The organism is Methylobacterium sp. WSM2598 (assembly GCF_000379105.1).
Classification (GTDB): domain Bacteria; phylum Pseudomonadota; class Alphaproteobacteria; order Rhizobiales; family Beijerinckiaceae; genus Methylobacterium.
Genome location: NZ_KB900609.1, coordinates 5,482,557 through 5,502,151 on the forward strand (window position 1 = coordinate 5,482,557; position 19,595 = coordinate 5,502,151).

Genomic DNA, 19,595 nt, shown 5'->3' on the forward strand with positions numbered 1-19,595 from the left:
GATGGGCAAGGCAGCAGCACCCCGCGCGCTCCCCGAGAACGAGGCGAAGGCCGTCGCGCGCATGCTGCGCGTCAGCCCGCAGAAGCTCAACCTCGTCGCGCAGCTGATCCGGGGCAAGAAGGTGGCGAACGCGCTCGCCGACTTGCAGTTCTCGCGCAAGCGCATCGCGGTCGAGGTCCGGAAGTGCCTCGAGAGCGCGATCGCCAACGCCGAGAACAACCACGACCTCGACGTCGACGACCTCGTGGTCAAGGAGGCCTACGTGGGCAAGGCGCTGGTTCTCAAGCGATTCCACGCCCGCGCCCGCGGCCGGGGGGCCCGCATCCTGAAGCCGTTCGCGAACCTCACCATCGTGGTGCGTGAGGTCCGGGCCGAGGCCGCCTGAGGAGGAACTGATGGGACAGAAAGTCAATCCGATCGGTCTCCGGCTCGGCATCAACCGGACCTGGGACTCGCGCTGGTACGCGAACAAGGGCGAGTATGCCCGCCTCATGCACGAGGACGTCGCGATCCGCCAGGCGCTGATGAAGCAGCTCAAGCAGGCGGCGGTCTCCAAGATCGTGATCGAGCGCCCGCACCGGAAGTGCCGCGTCACCATCCACTCGGGCCGCCCGGGCGTGGTGATCGGCAAGAAGGGCGCGGACATCGAGAAGCTGCGCAAGCTCGTCGGCACGATGACCAAGGCCGACGTGACGATCAACATCATCGAGGTGCGCAAGCCCGAGATCGACGCGACGCTCGTCGCCGACTCGATCGCCCAGCAGCTCGAGCGCCGCGTCGCCTTCCGGCGGGCCATGAAGCGCGCCGTGCAATCGGCGATGCGCCTCGGCGCCGAGGGCATCCGCATCAACTGCTCGGGCCGCCTCGGCGGGGCCGAGATCGCGCGGCTCGAATGGTACCGCGAGGGCCGGGTGCCGCTGCACACCCTGCGCGCCGACGTCGATTACGGCACGGCGACGGCCTTCACCACCTACGGCACCTGCGGGATCAAGGTGTGGGTGTTCAAGGGCGAGATCCTCGAGCACGACCCGATGGCCCAGGACAAGCGGGCCCAGGAGGAGGGCGGCCGCTCGGGCGGGCGTCGCGACCGTGATCGTGAGCGTGGCGACCGGGATCGCGACCGCGGCGATCGCGGCGGGCGCGACGCGGCCTGATCGGCTCACGCCCGCTGGAGTTTGAGAGACAGCCATGCTGCAACCCAAGAAGACGAAGTTCCGCAAGCAGTTCAAGGGCCGCATCCACGGCACCGCGAAGGGCGGGACGGACCTGAACTTCGGCTCCTACGGCCTCAAGGCCCTGGAGCCCGAGCGCGTCACCGCGCGCCAGATCGAGGCGGCCCGCCGCGCGATCACCCGCGAGATGAAGCGCCAGGGCCGCGTGTGGATCCGGATCTTCCCGGACGTGCCCGTGACCCAGAAGCCGACCGAGGTCCGCATGGGCTCGGGCAAGGGCTCGCCCGAGTACTGGGCGGCCCGCGTCCACCCGGGCCGGGTCATGTTCGAGATCGACGGCGTCGCCGAGGACATCGCCCGCGAGGCGCTGCGCCTCGGCGCCGCCAAGCTGCCGGTCCGCACGCGCTTCATCCAGCGCATCGTGGATTGAGGGAGGCCCAACCATGAAGTCGTCCCAGCGACTGTCTGATCTGAGCGCGATGTCGCCCGATCAGCTCGGCGAGGAGCTCGTCAACCTGAAGAAGGAGCAGTTCAACCTGCGCTTCCAGCGGGCGACGGGTCAGCTCGAGAACGTCGCGCGCATCCGCGAGGTGCGCCGCGACATCGCCCGCGTCCGGACCCTGCAGCGCCGCAAGACGCTGCAGGCGGCGCAAGGCTAAGGAGAGAAGCCCATGCCGAAGCGCGTGCTGCAGGGCGTCGTCGTCAGCGACAAGCAGGACAAGACCATCGTGGTCAAGGTGGAGCGCCGCTTCACCCACCCGGTAATGAAGAAGACCGTCCGGCGGTCGAAGAACTACCACGCCCACGACGAGAACAACGCGGCCAAGGTCGGCCAGACGGTGTTCATCGAGGAGTCGCGGCCGTTCTCCAAGCTCAAGACCTGGCGGCTGGTCGAGGGCGAGGCGCGGGACGTGGCGGCCACCGAGGCGTGAGGCGCGGCGCCGCTCCCCCCGCGGGGGAGCGGGCGCCTCGCGCCGGCACCGGATTGCCGCTTGCCATCGGGGCCGATCCGGTGTAGCCGACCGGCCTCCACGACAGCTGACCGGGTGTTCGCGCCCTTCGTCGCGATCGTTGACCGCGCCGGCCCCGATGCCGCAGCGCGGTCGTTTCAATGGCGGGGACGTCAGATCCCCATCAGGCTGCCGTCCGCGCCGCATGCCGCGCCGCGGAGACCTGCCTGAAACAAGGAAAGGGTGTTGGGCCGTGATCCAGATGCAAACGAATCTGGACGTCGCCGACAATTCCGGTGCGCGTCGCGTGATGTGCATCAAGGTGCTCGGCGGATCCAAGCGGAAATACGCCGGCGTCGGCGACATCATCGTGGTGTCGGTGAAGGAGGCGATTCCGCGCGGGCGCGTCAAGAAGGGCGACGTCATGAAGGCCGTCGTCGTGCGCACCGCCAAGGACGTGCGCCGTCCGGACGGGTCGGTGATCCGCTTCGACCGCAACGCGGCCGTGCTGATCAACAACCAGAAGGAGCCGATCGGGACCCGCATCTTCGGACCGGTGCCGCGCGAGCTGCGCGCGCGCAACCACATGAAGATTATCTCGCTCGCCCCGGAGGTGCTGTGATGGCCGCCAAGGTGAAGAAGGGCGACAAGGTCGTCGTCCTGACCGGGCGCGACAAGGGCCGCACCGGCGAAGTGATCCAGGTGATGCCGAAGGAGAACCGCGCGCTGGTCCGCGGGGTGAACCTGGTGAAGCGCCACCAGCGCCAGACCCAGACGCAGGAGGGCGGCATCATCTCGAAGGAGGCCGCGATCGACCTGTCGAACCTCGCGGTCGCCGACCCCAAGGACGGCAAGCCGACCCGGGTCGGGTTCCGCATCCTGGAGGACGGGCGCAAGGTGCGCTTCGCGAAGCGCTCGGGAGATCTGATCGATGGCTGAGGCGCGCAAGGACGGCTACACGCCGCGACTGCGGAAGCACTACGACGAGGTCGTGCGTGCGAAGATGATCCAGGAGTTCGGCTACACGAACCCCATGCAGGTGCCCACGATCGAGAAGATCACGATCAACATGGGCGTCGGGGAGTCGACCCAGGATTCCAAGAAGGCGACCGTGGCGGCCGAGGATCTCGGCCTGATCGCCGGCCAGAAGCCGGTCATCACCCGGGCCCGCAAGGCCATCGCGACCTTCAAGGTGCGCGAGAACATGCCGATCGGCTGCAAGGTCACCCTGCGCCGCCAGCGCATGTACGAGTTCATGGACCGCCTGATCACCATCGCGCTGCCGCGCGTGCGCGATTTCCGCGGCCTGAACCCGAAATCCTTCGACGGGCGCGGCAACTACGCGCTCGGCCTTCGCGAGCACCTCGTGTTCCCGGAGATCAACTACGACAAGGCGCAGAACGCCTGGGGCATGGACATCGTCGTCACCACGACGGCGAAGACCGATGCCGAGGCCCGCGCCCTGCTCAAGCACTTCAACTTCCCGTTCCGGCAGTGAGGGGCGGCTAGCCCCTCAGACGCGGCAACCGGAGAGCGACAGACATGGCCAAGAAGAGCAAGATCGAGAGAAACAAGCAGCGGGTGGCGCTGGTGAAGCGCTACGCCGCCAAGCGCGAGGCGCTGCTGTCGACGGCGAACGACGAGTCGCTGCCGATGGAGGACCGCTTCGAGGCGCGCCTCAAGCTGGCGGAGCTGCCCCGCAACGCCAACCCCACCCGCATCCGCAATCGCTGCGCGATGACCGGCCGTCCCCGGGCCTATTACCGCAAGCTCGGCATCTCGCGTGTCGCGCTGCGGGACCTCGGCTCCCGCGGGATGATCCCCGGCCTCGTGAAGTCCAGCTGGTGAGGGGAGGGCACAGCCGATGATCACCGATCCCGTGGGCGATATGCTCACCCGCATCCGCAACGGTCAGCAGCGCCGCCGCAACGTGGTGCAGACGCCGGGCTCCAAGCTCCGCGCCCGCATCCTCGACGTGCTGAAGTCCGAGGGCTACATCCGCGACTACGCGACCACCGATTACGGCAACGGGCGCACCGAGTTCGCGATCGAGCTCAAGTACCATGACGGCCAGCCCGTGATCCGCTCGATCGAGCGCGTCTCGAAGCCCGGCCGCCGGGTCTATTCGTCGGTCGATACCCTGCCGCGCGTCGCCGACGGCCTGGGCGTCACCATCGTGTCCACTCCGCTGGGCGTCATGGCCGACCACGAGGCGCGCGAGCGCAACGTCGGCGGCGAGGTGCTCTGCAAGGTCTTCTGACCGGCAGACCCCACCCGACGAGGAGAGACGAACATGTCCCGCGTAGGCAAGAAGCCCGTGACCGTCCCGGCCGGCGTCACCGCCACGGTCGACGGCCAGAACGTGAAGATCAAGGGCGCGAAGGGCGAATTGTCGTTCCGCGTGCCCGACCTGGTCGAGGTCAGCCACGCCGACGGCGCGATCTCGGTCCAGCCCCGCAGCCAGACCAAGGAGGCCCGCGCGATGTGGGGCCTCTCGCGGGCCCAGGTCGCCAACCTCATCGAGGGCGTGACCAAGGGCTTCGAGAAGAAGCTGGAGATCAACGGCGTCGGCTACCGCGCCGCGGTCGCCGGCAAGGTGCTCAAGCTGTCGCTCGGCTACAGCCACGACGTCGAGTACGAGATCCCGGCCGGGATCACGATCACCACCCCGCGTCCGGTGGAGATCATCGTGGCCGGCATCGACAAGCAGCGCGTCGGACAGATCGCCGCCGAGATCCGCGAGTATCGCGGACCGGAGCCCTACAAGGGCAAGGGCGTGAAGTACTCCGACGAGTTCATCTTCCGCAAGGAAGGCAAGAAGAAGTAAGGGCGGCCGACGATGTCTCGCAAAATCGACCTGCTCGACCGGCGCCGCGCGCGCGTCCGCCGGGCGCTCCGCGCGGCGGCGAATGGCCGTCCGCGCCTCTCGGTCTTCCGCTCCTCGAAGCAGATCTACGTCCAGGTCATCGACGACGCGAGCGGGCGCACGCTCGCGGCGGCGTCGAGCCTCGACAAGGACCTGCGCGCCCGTCTGAAGACCGGCGCCGACAAGGCGGCGGCGCTCGAGGTCGGCAAGCTGGTGGCGGAGCGCGCCAAGGCGGCCGGGGTCACCAAGGTGATCTTCGACCGCTCGGGCTACCTCTACCACGGCCGCGTCAAGGCGCTGGCCGACGCCGCCCGCGAGGGCGGCCTCGAGTTCTGATCCGGGGGCGGGGCCGCGCAGGGGCCCCGCGCCAACGGCGGACATAAGCACATCATGCGAGCGGGACCGCCGCCCGCGCCAGTGAACCGGAAGTGATCTGATGGCACGTGAACGTGAGGGTCGCCGTCGCGACGAGCGCGAGGAGCGCGATACCGAATTCGTGGACCGGCTGGTCCACATCAACCGCGTCGCCAAGGTGGTGAAGGGCGGCCGGCGCTTCGGCTTCGCCGCCCTCGTCGTCGTCGGCGACCAGAAGGGCCGGGTCGGCTTCGGCCACGGCAAGGCCCGCGAGGTGCCCGAGGCGATCCGCAAGGCCACCGAGGCGGCCAAGCGCGGCCTGATCCGGGTGGCCCTGCGCGAGGGCCGCACGCTCCACCACGACGTCGCCGGCCGCCACGGCTCCGGCAAGGTCATCCTGCGCGCCGCCCCCCAGGGCACCGGCATCATCGCGGGCGGCCCGATGCGCGCCGTGTTCGAGTCGGTGGGCATGCAGGACGTGGTGGCGAAGTCGCTCGGCTCGTCGAACCCCTACAACCTGATCCGCGCCACGTTCGACGCGCTCAAGCGCGAGGATTCCCCGCGGGCGGTGGCGGCGCGCCGCGGCCTCAAGGTGTCGGCCCTGCAGGCCCGCCGCCGCGACGCCGAGCCGGGCTCGGCCGATTCGGCCGACGCGGCGTAAGGAGGGCGGCATGGCAGAGAAGACCGTGCGGGTTCAGCAGATCGGCTCGCCGATCCGCCGCGAGGCCAGCCAGCGCGAGACGCTGATCGGCCTCAAGCTGAACAAGCTCCACCGCATCGCCGAATTGCCGGACACCCCGTCCGTGCGCGGCATGATCGCGAAGGTGCATCACCTCGTGCGCGTCCTCGACGGCGCGGCGTGAGGAGGGCGTCATGAAGCTGAACGAGATTCGCGACAACGAGGGCGCGACCAAGGACCGGATGCGCGTCGGACGCGGCATCGGGTCGGGCAAGGGCAAGACCGCGGGCCGCGGCGTGAAGGGTCAGAAGGCCCGCACCGGCGTGGCCATCAAGGGCTTCGAGGGCGGTCAGATGCCGCTGCATCGTCGCCTGCCGAAGCGCGGCTTCAACAACCCGGGCGCGACCGACCTCAACGAGGTCAATGTCGGGCGCATCCAGCAGGCGGTCGATTCCGGCAAGCTCGATCCGAGCGCGCCCGTCACCGTCGAGGCGCTGGTCGCCGCCGGCGTGGTCTCGCGGGTGCGCGACGGCGTGAAGATCCTGGGCGTCGGCGAGCTCACCGCCTCCCTGACCTTCCAGGTCGCCCGCGCCTCCAAGTCGGCCGTCGCGGCCATCGAGAAGGCCGGGGGCTCCGTCACCCAGTCGCTCGCCGCGACCGACGGCGCGGTTGCGTCCGCGTAGGGCAGACCTTAAGTCGATCGAGATCGGCGGCGGCCCGTGCGTGCAGCGCGAGGCCGCCGTCTCCGTTTCTGAACGCGATTCGTCGCCGCCGCTCCTCCAAGGACCCTGTCATGGCCTCTGCAGCCGAGCAGCTCGCCGCAAACCTGAACTTCGGCGCCATCGCCAAGGCGGACGAGCTCAAGAAGCGCATCTGGTTCACCCTGGGCGCCCTGATCGTGTACCGGCTCGGGACCTACATCCCGCTGCCCGGCATCGACCCCGACGCGCTCCGGCAGAGCTTCGCCAATGCGCAGGGCGGCGTGCTCGGCCTGTTCAACATGTTCTCGGGCGGGGCGGTCGAGCGCATGGCGATCTTCGCGCTCAACATCATGCCCTACATCTCGGCCTCGATCATCGTGCAGCTCCTCACCTCGGTGCTGCCCTCGCTCGAAGCCCTCAAGAAGGAGGGCGAGTCCGGCCGCAAGGTGCTCAACCAGTACACCCGCTACCTCACGGTGGTGCTGGCGATCTTCCAGGCCTGGGGCATCGCGGTGGGCCTGCAGAGCTCGGGCGGCATCGTGCAGGAGCCCGGCCTGTTCTTCGCGATCTCGACGGTGATCACGCTGACCGGCGGCACGCTGTTCCTGATGTGGATCGGCGAGCAGATCACCTCGCGCGGCATCGGCAACGGCTCGTCGCTGATCATCTTCGCGGGCATCGTCGCGCACCTGCCCTCGGCCATCGCCGGCACGCTGGAGCTCGGCCGCCAGGGCGCGCTCTCGACCGCCGTGATCCTCGGCGTGGCCGTCATGGCCACCGCGGTGGTCTACTTCATCGTCTTCATGGAGCGCGCCCAGCGCCGCCTGCTGATCAACTACCCCAAGCGCCAGGTCGGCAACCGCATGTACGAGGGGCAGACCTCGTTCATGCCGCTCAAGCTCAACACGCCGGGCGTGATCCCGCCGATCTTCGCCTCCTCGCTGCTGCTGCTGCCGGCCACCGCGGCGAGCTTCCAGAGCGACCCGAGCGGCACCGGCATCGTCGCCACGCTGGCGACCTATCTGGGCCATGGCCGGCCGCTCTACATGGTGCTGTACGCCGCCCTGATCATCTTCTTCGCCTTCTTCTACACGGCGGTGGTGTTCAATCCGCAGGAGACGGCCGACAACCTCAAGAAGCATGGCGGCTTCATCCCGGGCATCCGGCCGGGTGAGCGCACGGCCGAGTACATCGACAAGGTGCTGAGCCGCGTCACCGTGATCGGCGCCGCCTACCTCACCCTGATCTGCCTGATCCCGGAGATCCTGGTCTCCTACGCGTCGCTGCCGTTCTACTTCGGCGGCACCTCGCTGCTGATCGTCGTCTCGGTCACGATGGACACCGTTGCACAAGTCCACGGACACCTGCTGGCGCATCAGTACGAGGGGCTGGTGAAGAAGGCGAAGCTGCGCGGCGCGCGCCGCCGTTAGTCCATAGTCGGGGGCCGGGTGGGTATCGCGATCCGGCTCGACCGATCATCATTGGCCGGTTGCCGACTCGGCGCTTATGCTCGGGTGGTCGGCACCTGGTCGGATCCGAGGTCGGCCGCACGCGTGAGAACAATCGGCCCCAAGGCGGACGCCACCGCCCGCGGGGTCCAAGGGAGAGACAGGTTATGCGGATCATTCTCCTCGGCCCGCCGGGTGCCGGGAAGGGCACGCAATCGGCGCGGATCGTCGAGCGGTTCGGGATTCCCCAACTCTCGACCGGGGACATGCTGCGCGCCGCGGTGGCGGCGGGCACGCCGGTCGGCCTCCAGGCCAAGAGCATCATGGAGAGCGGCGGCCTCGTGCCGGACGAGGTGGTGATCGGCATCGTGGGCGACCGCATCGAGGAGCCGGATGCCCGCAAGGGGTTCATCCTCGACGGCTTTCCCCGCACCGTGGCGCAGGCCAAGGCCCTCGACGCGCTCCTCGCCGGGAAGGGGCTGCGGCTCGACGCGGTGATCGAGTTCAAGGTCGACGAGGCCGCGCTGGTCGGCCGCATCGCCAACCGCGCCGCCGAGACCCTGGCCCGCGGCGAGGTGGTGCGCAAGGACGACACCCCGGAGGTGTTCAAGACCCGCCTCGACGCCTATCGCAGCCTGACCGCCCCCCTCTCGGAATATTATGCGGGGACCGGCCTGCTGCGGCCGATCGACGGCATGGCGCCGATCGACCAGGTGAGCCGCGAGATCGAAGCGTTGCTCGGCGGCCTTCAGCCGGTCTCGGCGTGAGGCGGGCGCGGACATGCCGGTTGACAAGCCGGGGCGTCCGCGCTAGGCGACCCTCCTTCGTTCAGGCATGGACGGCCCGGCGGTCTCCTCGGAGGCCGCTCGGGCCGATTTGTCGTCGGGACGGCGCGCAGGGGCCGGGCTCCACCGGACGCGCGCGATCACCCTGAAGACCGTCCGCGAGGGCTCGCCGCCCCGGACGCGATGGAGAGCACACCAGTGGCCCGTATCGCAGGCGTCAACATCCCGACCAACAAGCGCGTCGTCATCGCGCTCCAGTACATCCACGGCATCGGCCCCAAGAAGGCCGAGGAGATCACCGAGAAGGTCGGGATCCCGGCCGAGCGCCGCGTCAACCAGCTGACCGACGCCGAAGTGCTGCAGATCCGCGAGGCCATCGACCGCGACTACGTGGTGGAGGGCGACCTCCGCCGCGAGGTCGCGATGAACATCAAGCGCCTGATGGACCTCGGCTGCTACCGCGGCCTGCGGCACCGCCGCAACCTGCCGGTCCGCGGCCAGCGCACCCACACCAACGCCCGCACCCGCAAGGGCAAGGCGAAGCCGATCGCCGGCAAGAAGAAGTGATCCGCGGCGGGGAGGGGCCCGGCAGGGCCCCGCCCAGCCCTCGTCCGCGGCGCCCGTCGCCGCCCCCGTTCGCGGCGCGGCGCGCCGCCTGACCCGCGGCGCCGCGCGCCGCCTGAGCCCCGCGGCCCGTCGCCGCCAGCACCGTCCCGAGCGCCTGGCACGACGGGCGCGCCTGAAGGATCGAAAGAGAATATGGCCAAGGAAGCAACCCGCATCCGTCGTCGCGAGCGCAAGAACATCGTGTCCGGCGTCGCGCACGTGAATGCGTCGTTCAACAACACCATGATCACCATCACGGACGCGCAGGGGAACACGATCTCCTGGTCGTCCGCCGGCGCGATGGGCTTCAAGGGCTCGCGCAAGTCGACCCCCTACGCGGCCCAGGTCGCGGCCGAGGATGCGGGCCGCAAGGCCGCCGAGCACGGCATGCGCACCCTCGAGGTCGAGGTGTCGGGTCCCGGTTCGGGCCGCGAATCGGCGCTTCGCGCCCTGCAGGCGGCGGGCTTCACGGTGACGTCGATCCGCGACGTGACGCCGATCCCGCATAACGGCTGCCGGCCGCGCAAGCGCCGCCGCGTCTGATCCGGTCCCCCCGACGGACGCCGTAGCGCCGGGCGGGATTCGCGAACGGGTACCCGGCGTCCTGTCCAGGGCGCTGGGTTTCTCCGTTGAGGGCTCGGGAAGCGTCGCAGCGGTGTCCTGACCGCATCCGCTCCCCATCAAGCTTCGAGACTGATCAGGACGAGTCGCGGGCTGGCCGGGCGCGGGCTGCAGCCCGACAGGTCGACGAGAGGTGTCATCGTGGTGATTCAGAAGAACTGGCAAGAGCTGATCAAGCCGAACAAGCTCGAAGTCGTTCCGGGGCACGACCCCAAGCGCGTGGCGACCGTGGTGGCCGAGCCCCTGGAGCGCGGCTTCGGCACGACGCTCGGCAACGCGCTGCGCCGCGTGCTGCTGTCGTCCCTGCAGGGCGCGGCCGTGACCTCGGTCCACATCGACGGCGTGCTGCACGAATTCTCCTCGATCCCGGGCGTGCGCGAGGACGTCACCGACATCGTCCTCAACATCAAGACCATCGCGATCCGCTCGAACAGCGACGCGCCCAAGCGCATGACCCTGCGCAAGACCGGCCCCGGCCTGGTCACGGCGGGCGACATCAGCACGATCGGCGACATCCAGATCCTCAACCCCGACCTCGTGCTGTGCACGCTCGACGAGGGGGCCGAGATCCGCATGGAGTTCACGGTCGCGACCGGCAAGGGCTACGTCCCGGCCGACCGCAACCGGCCCGAGGACGCGCCGATCGGCCTCATCCCGGTCGACGCGCTGTTCTCGCCCGTCACGAAGGTGTCCTACCGCATCGAGAACACCCGCGAGGGCCAGGATCTCGACAAGGACAAGCTGACCATGACGGTCGAGACCAACGGCGCGGTCTCGCCCGAGGATGCGCTCGCCTACGCGGCCCGCATCATCCAGGACCAGCTCCAGATCTTCGTGAACTTCGAGGAGCCCCGGAAGGAGGAGGCGGCCCCGCTCGCGCCGCAGCTGCCCTTCAACCCGGCCCTGCTCAAGAAGGTGGACGAGCTCGAACTGTCGGTCCGCTCGGCGAACTGCCTGAAGAACGACAACATCGTCTATATCGGCGACCTGATCCAGAAGACGGAAGCCGAGATGCTGCGGACGCCGAATTTCGGCCGCAAGTCTCTCAACGAGATCAAGGAAGTGCTCGCCGCGATGGGCCTGCACCTCGGCATGGACGTGCCCGGCTGGCCGCCGGAGAACATCGAGGACCTCGCCAAGCGCTTCGAGGAGCACTACTGAGCGGACCGGGAGCGGCGAGGGGGAAGATCCACCTCGCCGCTTCCCGCGCCTCTCCCGACGGGCCTCGCGGGGCCCGTCGGGAGAGGCGATGGGTGCTGCCGGGCTCTGCCCCCTTCGCCCCTCGCCGCTCAATCAACGAAGACCGGCCGGCCCGTGGCACGGCGGCCGACAATCAATGGAGACAGCCATGCGTCACGGATACCGGGGCCGCCGCTTCAACCGCACCACCGAGCACCGCAAGGCGATGTTCGCCAACATGTCGGCCGCGCTGATCAAGCACGAGCAGATCGTCACGACGCTGCCGAAGGCCAAGGACCTGCGCCCGGTCGTCGAGAAGCTGATCACCCTCGGCAAGCGCGGCGACCTGCACGCCCGCCGTCAGGCGATCGCGCAGATCCGCGACGAGGCCATGGTCAAGAAGCTGTTCGAGGTGCTCGGGCCGCGCTACCAGGCCCGCCCGGGCGGCTATTGCCGCATCATGAAGGCCGGCTTCCGCTACGGCGACAACGCCCCGCTCGCCGTGATCGAGTTCGTGGACCGCGACGTCGACGCCCGCGGCCGGGATTCCGGTCCGACCCAGGCCGCGGCCGAGGCGGCCGAGTAGGCCCGAGGCCGGATTCCCACGCGAAGGCGGCCCCCGGGCCGCCTTTTTCATGAGCTCCGCGCGGGGCCGGTCCCCGCGCCGCGCCGCTGGACCCGGGCGGCCGGTCGCGCGAGGCTCGCCCGGTTCCGGCGCGGGCCCTGTCGCGTCCCCGCCCGTCACGATTGCGCTCGCCATGATCCCGCTCCGTATGGTTCCGCTCGCCGAACTCCCGCCCGAGGCCCTGCGCACCTCCCTGGCCGCGCTCCAGGAGCGCTACGCCGCCCTGACGCGGCGCGGCCTCAAGCTCGACATGACCCGCGGCAAGCCGGCGCCCGAGCAGCTCGACCTCTCCGAGGGATTGCTGGCGCTGCCCGGCAACCGCGACCACCTCACCGAGACCGGCGAGGACGCCCGCAATTACGGCGGGCTGCAGGGCCTCGCCGAGGTGCGCCGCCTGTTCGCGCCCATCCTCGGCGCCCCGCCGGAGCAGGTCGCGGTCGGCAACAATTCGAGCCTCGCGCTGATGCACGATTGCCTGGTCTACGCGCTGCTCAAGGGCGTGCCGGGCGGGGCCGGCCCGTGGTCGCGCGAGGGGGAGATCCGGTTCCTCTGCCCGGTCCCCGGCTACGACCGCCACTTCGCGCTCTGCGAGACCTACGGCATCGTCATGGAGCCGGTGCCGATGAACCCGGACGGCCCCGACCTCGGATCGGTCGAGGAGCGCCTGCGCGATCCCCGCGTGAAGGGGATGTGGTGCGTGCCGCAATACGCGAATCCGGGCGGCGAGACCTACGCGGAATCCACGGTCGAGCGCCTCGCGGCGATGCCGGCGGCCGCGCCCGATTTCCGCCTGTTCTGGGACAATGCCTACGCGCTCCACCACCTGACCGAGCGCCGGCCGGCCCTGCGCAACGTGCTGGAGGCTGCGGCGGCGGCCGGGCAGCCGGACCGCCCCATCGTCTTCGCCTCGACCTCGAAGGTGACGCTCGCGGGCGCCGGCCTCGCCTTCCTGGCCGCCTCGCCGGCCAATCTCCGCTGGTACCTCGCCCATGCCGGCAAGCGCAGCATCGGGCCGGACAAGCTCAACCAGCTGCGCCACGCCCGCTTCCTCTCCCGCGAGGGCGCCCTCGAGGCGCTGATGGACGGCCACCGGCGGCTCCTCGCGCCGAAGTTCCGGGCGGTCACCACCATCCTGGAGCGGGAACTCGGCGGATCGGGCGCGGCGCGCTGGACCAACCCGGAGGGCGGCTACTTCATCCTGCTGGAGGTGCCCGAGGGCTGCGCCACCCGGGTGGTGGAACTGGCGGCGGGGAGCGGGCTCGCCCTCACCCCGGCCGGCGCCACCCACCCCTACGGGCGCGACCCGCAGGACCGGATGCTGCGGCTCGCCCCCTCCTATCCGAGCCTCGCCGAGGTGGAGGCGGCCGCGGAGGTCGTCGCCCTGTGCACGCTGCTCGCCGCGACCGAGGCGCGGCTTCGCGCCGTCGCCTGAGCGGCGGCGGCCCTGCCGGCCGCCCCCCTCGCGTCCCGGCCCGCCCTCAATTCGCGTAGGTGAAGGCCCCGTCGCGCCAGACGTAGAGCACGTAGCCCGGCGCCGTCACGTCGCCCTTCTGGTCGAAGCCGACATTGCCGAGCACGAGGTTGAAGCGCTCGGAATGGAGCGTCTCGGCGATGGTCTTCGGGTTGCTGGAGCGGGCGAAGTTGCCGGCCTCGACCAGCGCCTGCATGGCCGCGTAGCCGTAGAGCACGAAGCCGCCCGGATCGATCCCGTCCGCCTGCAGGGCCTTCACGGCCGCGGCGGCCTCGGGCTTGCGGCGCAGGTCCGGGTTGAAGGTCATCAGCACGCCGTTGCTGGCCGGGCCGGCCAGGGTGCCGAACTCCTTGGTGGCGATGCCGGAGGTGCCGAACCATTGCGGGCGGTAGCCCTGCTCGGCGGCGCTGCGCACCAGCTTGCCCATCTCCTGGTAGTGGCCGCCATAGTAGACGACCTCGATCCCGGCCCCCTGCAGCCGCTTGATCAGCGCCGCGTCGTCGGTCTGGCCCGGCACGATCGCGGCGAACAGCGTCTCGTTCTGCCCGATCTTGTTGAGGTTGGCCTTGGTCGAGTCCGCGAGGCTGCGCGAGAGCGGGGTGTCGTCGTACAGGATGGCGATCTTCTTGTCCCGGAAGCGCTCCGCCAGGATCGTGGCGGAGAGCCGCCCCTGGTCGTCCTCGCGCCCGGAGACCCGGAAGATGGTCGGCAGACCGCGGTCGGTCAGGCGCGCGGCGTTCGAGGCCGGGCTGATCATCACCACGCCCTTCGCCGCGTAGACGTCCGAGGCCGCCAGGGAGGCGCTGGAGCAGACGTGGCCGACCACCAGGCCGACCCCCGCCTTCGCGAAGCGCTCCGCCACCTCGACGGCCTGGCCCGGCTCGCAGGCATCGTCCTGCACGTCGAGGATGATCGGCTCGCCCGCGAGGCCCCCCCGGGCATTCGCCTCCTTCACGGCGGCCTGGACGCCCTGCAGCACCTGCTCGCCGATGCCGGCCACCGGCCCGGTGCGCGGCACCGCCACGCCCACCACCACCTCGGCCGCGGCCGGACGCGCGGCCCCGAGCAGACAGGCGACCACGAGCCACGGCGTCACGGCCCGGCCCCGCCTCCACCCGCCTGCGCGCGTCTGGGTCACGTCCTCGTCCTCCGCACCCGTTTGCACCGCGCCATAGCACGGGCGCTCCCCCTTGTCCGCCGCGCGCTGAGCGGCGCGGCGCCGGATCGCGCCTCCCCGCCGGATGCCGGGGAAAGCCGCCCGCGAACCGGCGGCGCGGCGCGGGAGGCGGCCCCGGACCGCATCATCTCGCGCCGCGCCGCGGCCGTCATCCTCGCCGTGCCGGCGGCGGGCGCGGCCGGGGCCGGACGCTCCATGGACGCGCGTCCGCGCAGCGCGGAGAATGGCCGCGGCGGCCCGGGACGCGGCCGCAGGGAGGACCGGATGGCTGGGCAGGATCCGATTCGCGTCGCGGTGCTCGACGATTACCAGCGCGCCGCCGCCGGGCTGGCCGATTGGGCCGGGCTCGCGCCCGGGATCGCGGTCGATTTCCTGCACGAGCCGGTGCCCCGGGCCGAGGCCGCCGCGCGGCTCGCGCCCTACGCGGTGCTCTGCCTGATGCGCGAGCGCATGCCCCTCGACGCCGCGCTGATCGAGGCCCTGCCGAACCTGCGCCTCGTCGTGTTCACGGGCGGGCGCACGCACGCGCTCGATTTTCCGGCCCTGGCGCGGGCGGGCGTCACGGTCTGCCACACGCGCAACGGCGAGGGGGGCGTCGCCACGGCGGAACTCGCCTTCGCGCTGATTCTCGCCTGCCTGCGCCACCTCCCGGGCGAGTTCGCCCGCATGCGCGCCGGCCTCTGGCAGGACAGCATCGGCAGCGTGCTCGACGGGCGGCGGCTCGGCCTCGTCGGGCTCGGCCGGATCGGCGGCCGGATGGCCCGGATCGGCGCCGCCTTCGGCATGGAGCCGGTCGCCTGGAGCCCGCACCTCACGCCCGAGCGCGCCGCGGCCGGCGGCGCGGCCCTCGTCTCCCGCGAGGATCTGTTTCGCACCGCCGACGTGGTGAGCCTGCACCTCGTGCTGGCGCCCGCGACCCGCGGCATCGTCGGGGCGGCGGAGATCGGGCTGATGCGGCCCGGGGCGGTCCTGATCAACACCGCCCGCGGCCCGCTGGTGGACGAGGCCGCGCTGATCGCGGCCCTGCGCGAGGGCCGCCTGCGCGCGGCCGGCCTCGACGTCTTCGACCGCGAGCCGCTGCCGGTGGACCACCCGCTGCGCGCCCTGCCGAACGCGGTGCTCACCCCGCATCTCGGCTACGTCACCGACGCGACCTACCGGATGTTCTACGAGGACACGGTCGAGGCGATCGCCGCCTGGCGGCGGGGCGCCCCGGTCCGGGTGGTCGAACCCGCCGCCTGAGCCGGTCCCGGCGGGCCGGGCCCCGGCCCGCCGGGGCGGGGCTCAGCGGGTCACCGTGTAGATCGAGGCGCCGGCCGCGACCGGCGCGGTGACGGTCGAGAAGGCGCCGAGCACCTTCTGCACCTCGGTGAAGGGCGCGTTCGAGACGTAGACGAGATCGCGGTTGCGCATCCGGAAGGCCTGCGAGACGAACAGGCTGTTGGGGTCGCGCATGTTGATCCGGTAGACCACCGGCACCTGCGGGCTGCCGAGGAGCGGGCTGCCCGGCCGCAGGCGGCGCACCACCGAGGCCGGCTCGAAGCGGAACACGAACACGCCCGCCGGATCGGCCTGGAAATCCGACAGACCGCGCGCCTTGGTGAGCGCCTGGGCCAGGGTGATGCCGTCGGCGCTGAACGGGATCTCGGACTGGGTGCCGAGCGCGCCGATCGCCAGGAAGGTCTGGGGATCGCGCACCAGCGTGACCGTGTCGCCCGGGCGCAGGAAGATGTTCTCGCGCGGGTTCGAGACGACGCTGAGCAGCGGCACCGTCGCGGTGGTCGGGCCGCGGGAGAGCCGCACGAAGGTCTCGTTCACCGGGGCGGAGACGCCGCCGGCCGCCGCGATCACGTCGAGCAGGCGGTCGCCGCGCTCGGAGAGCGGCACGCGCCCGCCGCCGATCGAGGAGACCGGCCCGCGCAGGGCGGCCGCGCTGAGCCGGGCGCCTCCGCCCGCGCTCGCCGCCTCGCCGATCACCGTCACGCTCGAACTGAGCGGCGAGGTCACGGTGACGAGCACCTGCGGCTGGATCGCCTTGCCGGCGAGCTCCTGCTCGATCTGGCCCTGCACCTCCTGGACGCGCTTGCCCGCGACCTGGATGCGGCCCGCATAGGGCACCGAGATCGAGCCGTCGCGGCCCACGATCTGCTCCGGGATGGTCGAGGCCTTCGACCCCGCCGAGAAGCGGTCCGCCAGCACCGGGCCGGAGAACAGGCCGCCCGTCCCCGCCTCCCAGATCGTCACCGTGACGGCGTCGCCGATGCCGATCACCGGCGCGACCGCGGCGCGGCGGTCGCCGAAGGAGGCGAGCAGGCTGTCGAGGGGGCGGCCGCGCAGGGCCTCCACCACCGCCGCGTCGACGTCGATGATCTCGTAGCGGGCGAGGAGGCCCTGGTCGGTGGCGATGTCCGCACCCTCGGTCACGGCGCTGGCCGTCGGGCCGGCGGCCGGCAGAAAGTTGCTGCAGCCGGAGAGCAGCAGGGCTCCCGCAACTGCGAGCGGTCCGACACGCACCATCAAGGTCCTCCACACGGAACGCCGCCGGGCCGCGCGCCCGGGGCATTCGTCGTCCCGAGGGCGCGGGTGCCGGCGGCAGGGGCCGCGCGGCGGCATCCGCGCCCGATTTGGTCTCTCCAGAGCGGGCCGCCTCGGGCGGTCCACGGTCGCGGATTGCCGCCCGGGGCGAAGCGCCGGCCCGGGGGCTGGCGGCAGCCTAGCAGGCAGGCTCCCCGCAGGCGATTTACCAGACCCTACCGGCCGTCCGCCGGCCCCGGACTCCGGCGGCTTGTTGCCCGAAATCCACAGCCGGCCCCGCGGCCGGGCCGTGCGGGATGTGGTGGCGAAGCTTGGTCGTGCAGGAATGCGACGGGCGTGTGGCGGCGGCGACCGGGTGGGGAAAACCGCAGCCGCATCATCGTCTTTCCATGTTGCTGCCGCGATTGGGCGATCATTAGCGCCAGCTTGACGCGGCGGGGCCGTGGCCCTGTCGCCGTCAAGTCCCCCTGCGCGAAATGGCCAATCTGGACAACCGGCGTGTGAATCCCGGTGAGTGTTGCAGAGGCGCCATTGCTCCACCGGGGTCCGTCCGTACCCTGCCGCCGCGACGGGATGACCGCCCCGCCGTCCTGCAACCAGCCCCGAGGTGCCTGCGTGAGAGCTGATGCTGCGAGACACGGCGGAACCGGTGTCGGGGACGGCGCGAAGCGCCAGGTCTTCCTGTTCCTGCAGGGACCGATCTCTCCCTTCTTCGCGGAGACGGCGGACGCCCTCGAGGCGCGCGGCCACCGCTGCCTTCGGGTCAATCTCTGCTTCGGCGACTGGCTGTTCTGGCGCCGGCCGGGCGGCATCGACTTCCGCGGCTCGCGCGAGAAGTGGCCGGCCTTCGTCGCCGACCTGATCGACCGCGAGGGCGTCACCGACCTCGTGCTCCTCGGCGAGCAGCGCTTCTACCACAAGGTGGCGATCGCGGCCGCCAAGGCCCGCGACCTCAAGGTGACGGTCACGGATTTCGGCTACCTGCGGCCGGACTGGATCACCTTCGAGCGCGACGGCATGTCGGGCGACAGCTGCTTCCCGCGCGATCCCGAGGCGGTGATGGACCTCGCCCGCGACGTGCCGGACCCGGATCTCGTCCCCCGCTACCGGGACAGCTTCGTCACCCAGGTGATCTGGGACATGGCCTACCACCTGATGAGCAACTGGCTCTGGTGGCTCTACCCGGGCTACCGGTCGCACCAGGTGCACCATCCGGCGCTGGTCTACATCGCCACGGCCCTGCACATCCTGCGCGCCAAGCGCACCGGGCCGCGCGGCGACCGCCACGTCGAGGCCCTGCGCGAGGCGGGCACGCCCTACTACGTGATGCCGCTGCAGATGGAGAACGACTTCCAGCTGCGGGCCTACTCGCCCTTCTTCGACCTCAAGACGCCGATCCACATGGTGATCCGCTCCTTCGCGGCCCATGCGCCGGCGGGGTCGCGGCTGCTCATCAAGATCCACCCGCTCGATCCGAACATCCGCAACTGGAAGCGCATCGTGCGCCGCTCCGCCGTGAAGTGGAACGTGCCGGACCGGGTCGACTACATCGACGGCGGCAATCTCGGCACCATGCTGGAGGGCTGCCAGGGCGTGGTGACCGTCAACAGCACGGTCGGGATGTGGTCGATGCGCGCCGGCAAGCCGACCATGACGCTCGGTGCCGCGGTCTACGACATCGACGGTCTGACCTATCAGGGCTCCCTCGACCGGTTCTGGACCGAGGCGCGGCCGCCGCGCCGGGACCTGTGGGACGCCTTCGTCAAGGCGATCGTCGCCAACATCCAGATCCGCGGCGTCTATTACCGGCGCGAGGGGCTCGCCGCGGCGGTCGAGGCCGCGGCCTCCCGCCTCGACCTCGCCCAGGGCACCTGGCTCGAGGTGCGCAGCCGCGCTGCCCGCCGGCAGCGGGAGGCGCCCGCCCTCGCCGCCGAGATGGAGATCGGCGGGATCGAGGCGATGCAGAACGCCTGATCCTCAGCCCCCCGCGCGAGGACACGACCGCGAAGCCGGCCCGGCAACGGGCCGGCTTCGTCGTTCCGGCCGCCCTCCGGCCCGTCCGAGCCCGCGCGTCGGCACCATCGATCAACACAGCGGACGAAACCGCGGCCTGGATCGACCGGCGTGATCATTGGATTGATCCGCCGTCCGGACGATCACGTCCGGACGGCGGATGCCAAGCCCGCGCGGCGCGTGAGCGAAGCCCACATCCGCCATCCCGAAGGGATCAAGCGGATGGGGGATGACGAGCCCGCGCGGCGCTTGAGCGACGCCGACATCCGCATGGCCGAAAGGGGAGATGGCGAAGCCATCCGTCGGATGTCGTCCGACAGCATATCGGCAACAGTGACGCGATCTTACGGTTAGATTGTCCCGCAAAGCCGCCAACATCACAGTTTGGCCGAGAAAACCCGCGAGCCGGGAAC

General features: G+C 70.9%; 27 protein-coding genes. 25 read left to right on the forward strand and 2 right to left on the reverse strand.

Annotated elements, in window-relative coordinates; all coding sequences use genetic code 11:
• The first annotated feature begins 1 nt into the window (after position 1).
• From rplV to MET2598_RS0125915, 22 genes are all read left to right on the forward strand, one after another.
• Positions 2 to 385: a 50S ribosomal protein L22 gene (gene rplV / locus MET2598_RS0125810; protein ID WP_012330337.1), complete on the forward strand. Its 384-nt coding sequence runs from the start codon at positions 2 to 4 to the stop codon at positions 383 to 385.
• A 10-nt stretch (positions 386 to 395) separates the two neighbouring features.
• The gene (gene rpsC / locus MET2598_RS0125815) at positions 396 to 1,154 is read left to right on the forward strand and encodes a 30S ribosomal protein S3 (protein ID WP_012330336.1); all 759 of its coding nucleotides are present in this window, start codon (positions 396 to 398) and stop codon (positions 1,152 to 1,154) included.
• Between the two features lie 34 nt (positions 1,155 to 1,188).
• On the forward strand, positions 1,189 to 1,602 hold the full coding sequence (gene rplP / locus MET2598_RS0125820; protein WP_018262847.1) for a 50S ribosomal protein L16: 414 nt from the start codon (positions 1,189 to 1,191) through the stop codon (positions 1,600 to 1,602).
• 13 nt (positions 1,603 to 1,615) lie between these two features.
• Entirely contained in the window at positions 1,616 to 1,831 is a 216-nt protein-coding gene (gene rpmC, locus MET2598_RS0125825; protein WP_012330334.1) for a 50S ribosomal protein L29, read from the forward strand.
• Between the two features lie 12 nt (positions 1,832 to 1,843).
• Positions 1,844 to 2,104 (forward strand): 30S ribosomal protein S17, encoded by a 261-nt coding sequence (gene rpsQ, locus MET2598_RS0125830; RefSeq protein WP_012330333.1) that lies wholly within the window; start codon positions 1,844 to 1,846, stop codon positions 2,102 to 2,104.
• Between the two features lie 271 nt (positions 2,105 to 2,375).
• Complete coding sequence (rplN, locus tag MET2598_RS0125835; protein WP_012330332.1) at positions 2,376 to 2,744, forward strand: 50S ribosomal protein L14; 369 nt, start codon at positions 2,376 to 2,378, stop codon at positions 2,742 to 2,744.
• Positions 2,744 to 3,061 (forward strand): 50S ribosomal protein L24, encoded by a 318-nt coding sequence (gene rplX / locus MET2598_RS0125840; RefSeq protein WP_012330331.1) that lies wholly within the window; start codon positions 2,744 to 2,746, stop codon positions 3,059 to 3,061. Before rplN ends, rplX begins: the two co-directional genes overlap by 1 nt.
• Complete coding sequence (rplE, locus tag MET2598_RS0125845) at positions 3,054 to 3,620, forward strand: 50S ribosomal protein L5 (RefSeq protein WP_012330330.1); 567 nt, start codon at positions 3,054 to 3,056, stop codon at positions 3,618 to 3,620. The genes rplX and rplE overlap by 8 nt, the downstream gene beginning before the upstream one ends.
• A 44-nt stretch (positions 3,621 to 3,664) precedes the next feature.
• Entirely contained in the window at positions 3,665 to 3,970 is a 306-nt protein-coding gene (rpsN, locus tag MET2598_RS0125850; protein ID WP_012330329.1) for a 30S ribosomal protein S14, read from the forward strand.
• A 16-nt stretch (positions 3,971 to 3,986) separates the two neighbouring features.
• Entirely contained in the window at positions 3,987 to 4,382 is a 396-nt protein-coding gene (gene rpsH / locus MET2598_RS0125855) for a 30S ribosomal protein S8 (RefSeq protein ID WP_012330328.1), read from the forward strand.
• Between the two features lie 33 nt (positions 4,383 to 4,415).
• The gene (gene rplF, locus MET2598_RS0125860) at positions 4,416 to 4,949 is read left to right on the forward strand and encodes a 50S ribosomal protein L6 (protein ID WP_012330327.1); all 534 of its coding nucleotides are present in this window, start codon (positions 4,416 to 4,418) and stop codon (positions 4,947 to 4,949) included.
• Between the two features lie 12 nt (positions 4,950 to 4,961).
• Positions 4,962 to 5,324 carry a 50S ribosomal protein L18 gene (gene rplR / locus MET2598_RS0125865; RefSeq protein ID WP_012330326.1) on the forward strand — a complete coding sequence of 121 codons (363 nt, stop codon included), beginning with the start codon at positions 4,962 to 4,964 and terminating at the stop codon, positions 5,322 to 5,324.
• Positions 5,325 to 5,424: 100 nt separating this feature from the next.
• Positions 5,425 to 6,003: a 30S ribosomal protein S5 gene (gene rpsE, locus MET2598_RS0125870; protein ID WP_012330325.1), complete on the forward strand. Its 579-nt coding sequence runs from the start codon at positions 5,425 to 5,427 to the stop codon at positions 6,001 to 6,003.
• A 10-nt stretch (positions 6,004 to 6,013) separates the two neighbouring features.
• A complete protein-coding gene (gene rpmD / locus MET2598_RS0125875; RefSeq protein WP_012330324.1) occupies positions 6,014 to 6,205 on the forward strand; it encodes a 50S ribosomal protein L30 in 192 nt (63 codons plus the stop codon).
• A gap of 10 nt (positions 6,206 to 6,215) precedes the next feature.
• The gene (gene rplO, locus MET2598_RS0125880) at positions 6,216 to 6,704 is read left to right on the forward strand and encodes a 50S ribosomal protein L15 (RefSeq protein ID WP_012330323.1); all 489 of its coding nucleotides are present in this window, start codon (positions 6,216 to 6,218) and stop codon (positions 6,702 to 6,704) included.
• Between the two features lie 110 nt (positions 6,705 to 6,814).
• Positions 6,815 to 8,152 (forward strand): preprotein translocase subunit SecY, encoded by a 1,338-nt coding sequence (secY, locus tag MET2598_RS0125885; protein ID WP_012330322.1) that lies wholly within the window; start codon positions 6,815 to 6,817, stop codon positions 8,150 to 8,152.
• A 185-nt stretch (positions 8,153 to 8,337) separates the two neighbouring features.
• Positions 8,338 to 8,937 carry an adenylate kinase gene (locus MET2598_RS0125890; RefSeq protein ID WP_012330321.1) on the forward strand — a complete coding sequence of 200 codons (600 nt, stop codon included), beginning with the start codon at positions 8,338 to 8,340 and terminating at the stop codon, positions 8,935 to 8,937.
• Positions 8,938 to 9,153: 216 nt separating this feature from the next.
• Positions 9,154 to 9,522, forward strand: coding sequence for a 30S ribosomal protein S13 (gene rpsM, locus MET2598_RS0125895; RefSeq protein WP_012330320.1), 369 nt, complete (start codon positions 9,154 to 9,156; stop codon positions 9,520 to 9,522).
• A gap of 192 nt (positions 9,523 to 9,714) precedes the next feature.
• Positions 9,715 to 10,104 (forward strand): 30S ribosomal protein S11, encoded by a 390-nt coding sequence (gene rpsK / locus MET2598_RS0125900; protein ID WP_012330319.1) that lies wholly within the window; start codon positions 9,715 to 9,717, stop codon positions 10,102 to 10,104.
• A gap of 186 nt (positions 10,105 to 10,290) precedes the next feature.
• Positions 10,291 to 11,343 carry a DNA-directed RNA polymerase subunit alpha gene (locus MET2598_RS0125905; RefSeq protein WP_415926910.1) on the forward strand — a complete coding sequence of 351 codons (1,053 nt, stop codon included), beginning with the start codon at positions 10,291 to 10,293 and terminating at the stop codon, positions 11,341 to 11,343.
• A gap of 187 nt (positions 11,344 to 11,530) precedes the next feature.
• Positions 11,531 to 11,947, forward strand: coding sequence for a 50S ribosomal protein L17 (gene rplQ, locus MET2598_RS0125910; RefSeq protein ID WP_012330317.1), 417 nt, complete (start codon positions 11,531 to 11,533; stop codon positions 11,945 to 11,947).
• Between the two features lie 187 nt (positions 11,948 to 12,134).
• On the forward strand, positions 12,135 to 13,418 hold the full coding sequence (locus MET2598_RS0125915; protein ID WP_012330316.1) for an aminotransferase: 1,284 nt from the start codon (positions 12,135 to 12,137) through the stop codon (positions 13,416 to 13,418).
• A gap of 46 nt (positions 13,419 to 13,464) precedes the next feature.
• Here MET2598_RS0125915 and MET2598_RS0125920 read toward each other — a convergent pair whose 3' ends face one another.
• Positions 13,465 to 14,553, reverse strand: coding sequence for a branched-chain amino acid ABC transporter substrate-binding protein (locus MET2598_RS0125920; RefSeq protein WP_012330315.1), 1,089 nt, complete (start codon positions 14,551 to 14,553; stop codon positions 13,465 to 13,467).
• A 345-nt stretch (positions 14,554 to 14,898) separates the two neighbouring features.
• On the opposite strand from MET2598_RS0125920, the gene MET2598_RS0125925 reads away from it, so the two are divergent.
• Positions 14,899 to 15,876, forward strand: coding sequence for a D-2-hydroxyacid dehydrogenase family protein (locus MET2598_RS0125925; protein WP_018262849.1), 978 nt, complete (start codon positions 14,899 to 14,901; stop codon positions 15,874 to 15,876).
• Between the two features lie 42 nt (positions 15,877 to 15,918).
• On the opposite strand, the gene MET2598_RS0125930 is transcribed toward MET2598_RS0125925, so the two are convergent.
• Positions 15,919 to 17,151, reverse strand: a complete 1,233-nt coding sequence (locus MET2598_RS0125930) for a polysaccharide biosynthesis/export family protein (protein ID WP_018262850.1) — start codon at positions 17,149 to 17,151, stop codon at positions 15,919 to 15,921.
• A gap of 633 nt (positions 17,152 to 17,784) precedes the next feature.
• Here MET2598_RS0125930 and MET2598_RS0125935 point away from each other — a divergent pair.
• On the forward strand, positions 17,785 to 19,143 hold the full coding sequence (locus MET2598_RS0125935; RefSeq protein WP_012330312.1) for a capsule biosynthesis protein: 1,359 nt from the start codon (positions 17,785 to 17,787) through the stop codon (positions 19,141 to 19,143).
• Positions 19,144 to 19,293: 150 nt separating this feature from the next.
• Positions 19,294 to 19,536 (forward strand): hypothetical protein, encoded by a 243-nt coding sequence (locus tag MET2598_RS42345; RefSeq protein WP_018262851.1) that lies wholly within the window; start codon positions 19,294 to 19,296, stop codon positions 19,534 to 19,536.
• Positions 19,537 to 19,595: the final 59 nt, after the last annotated feature.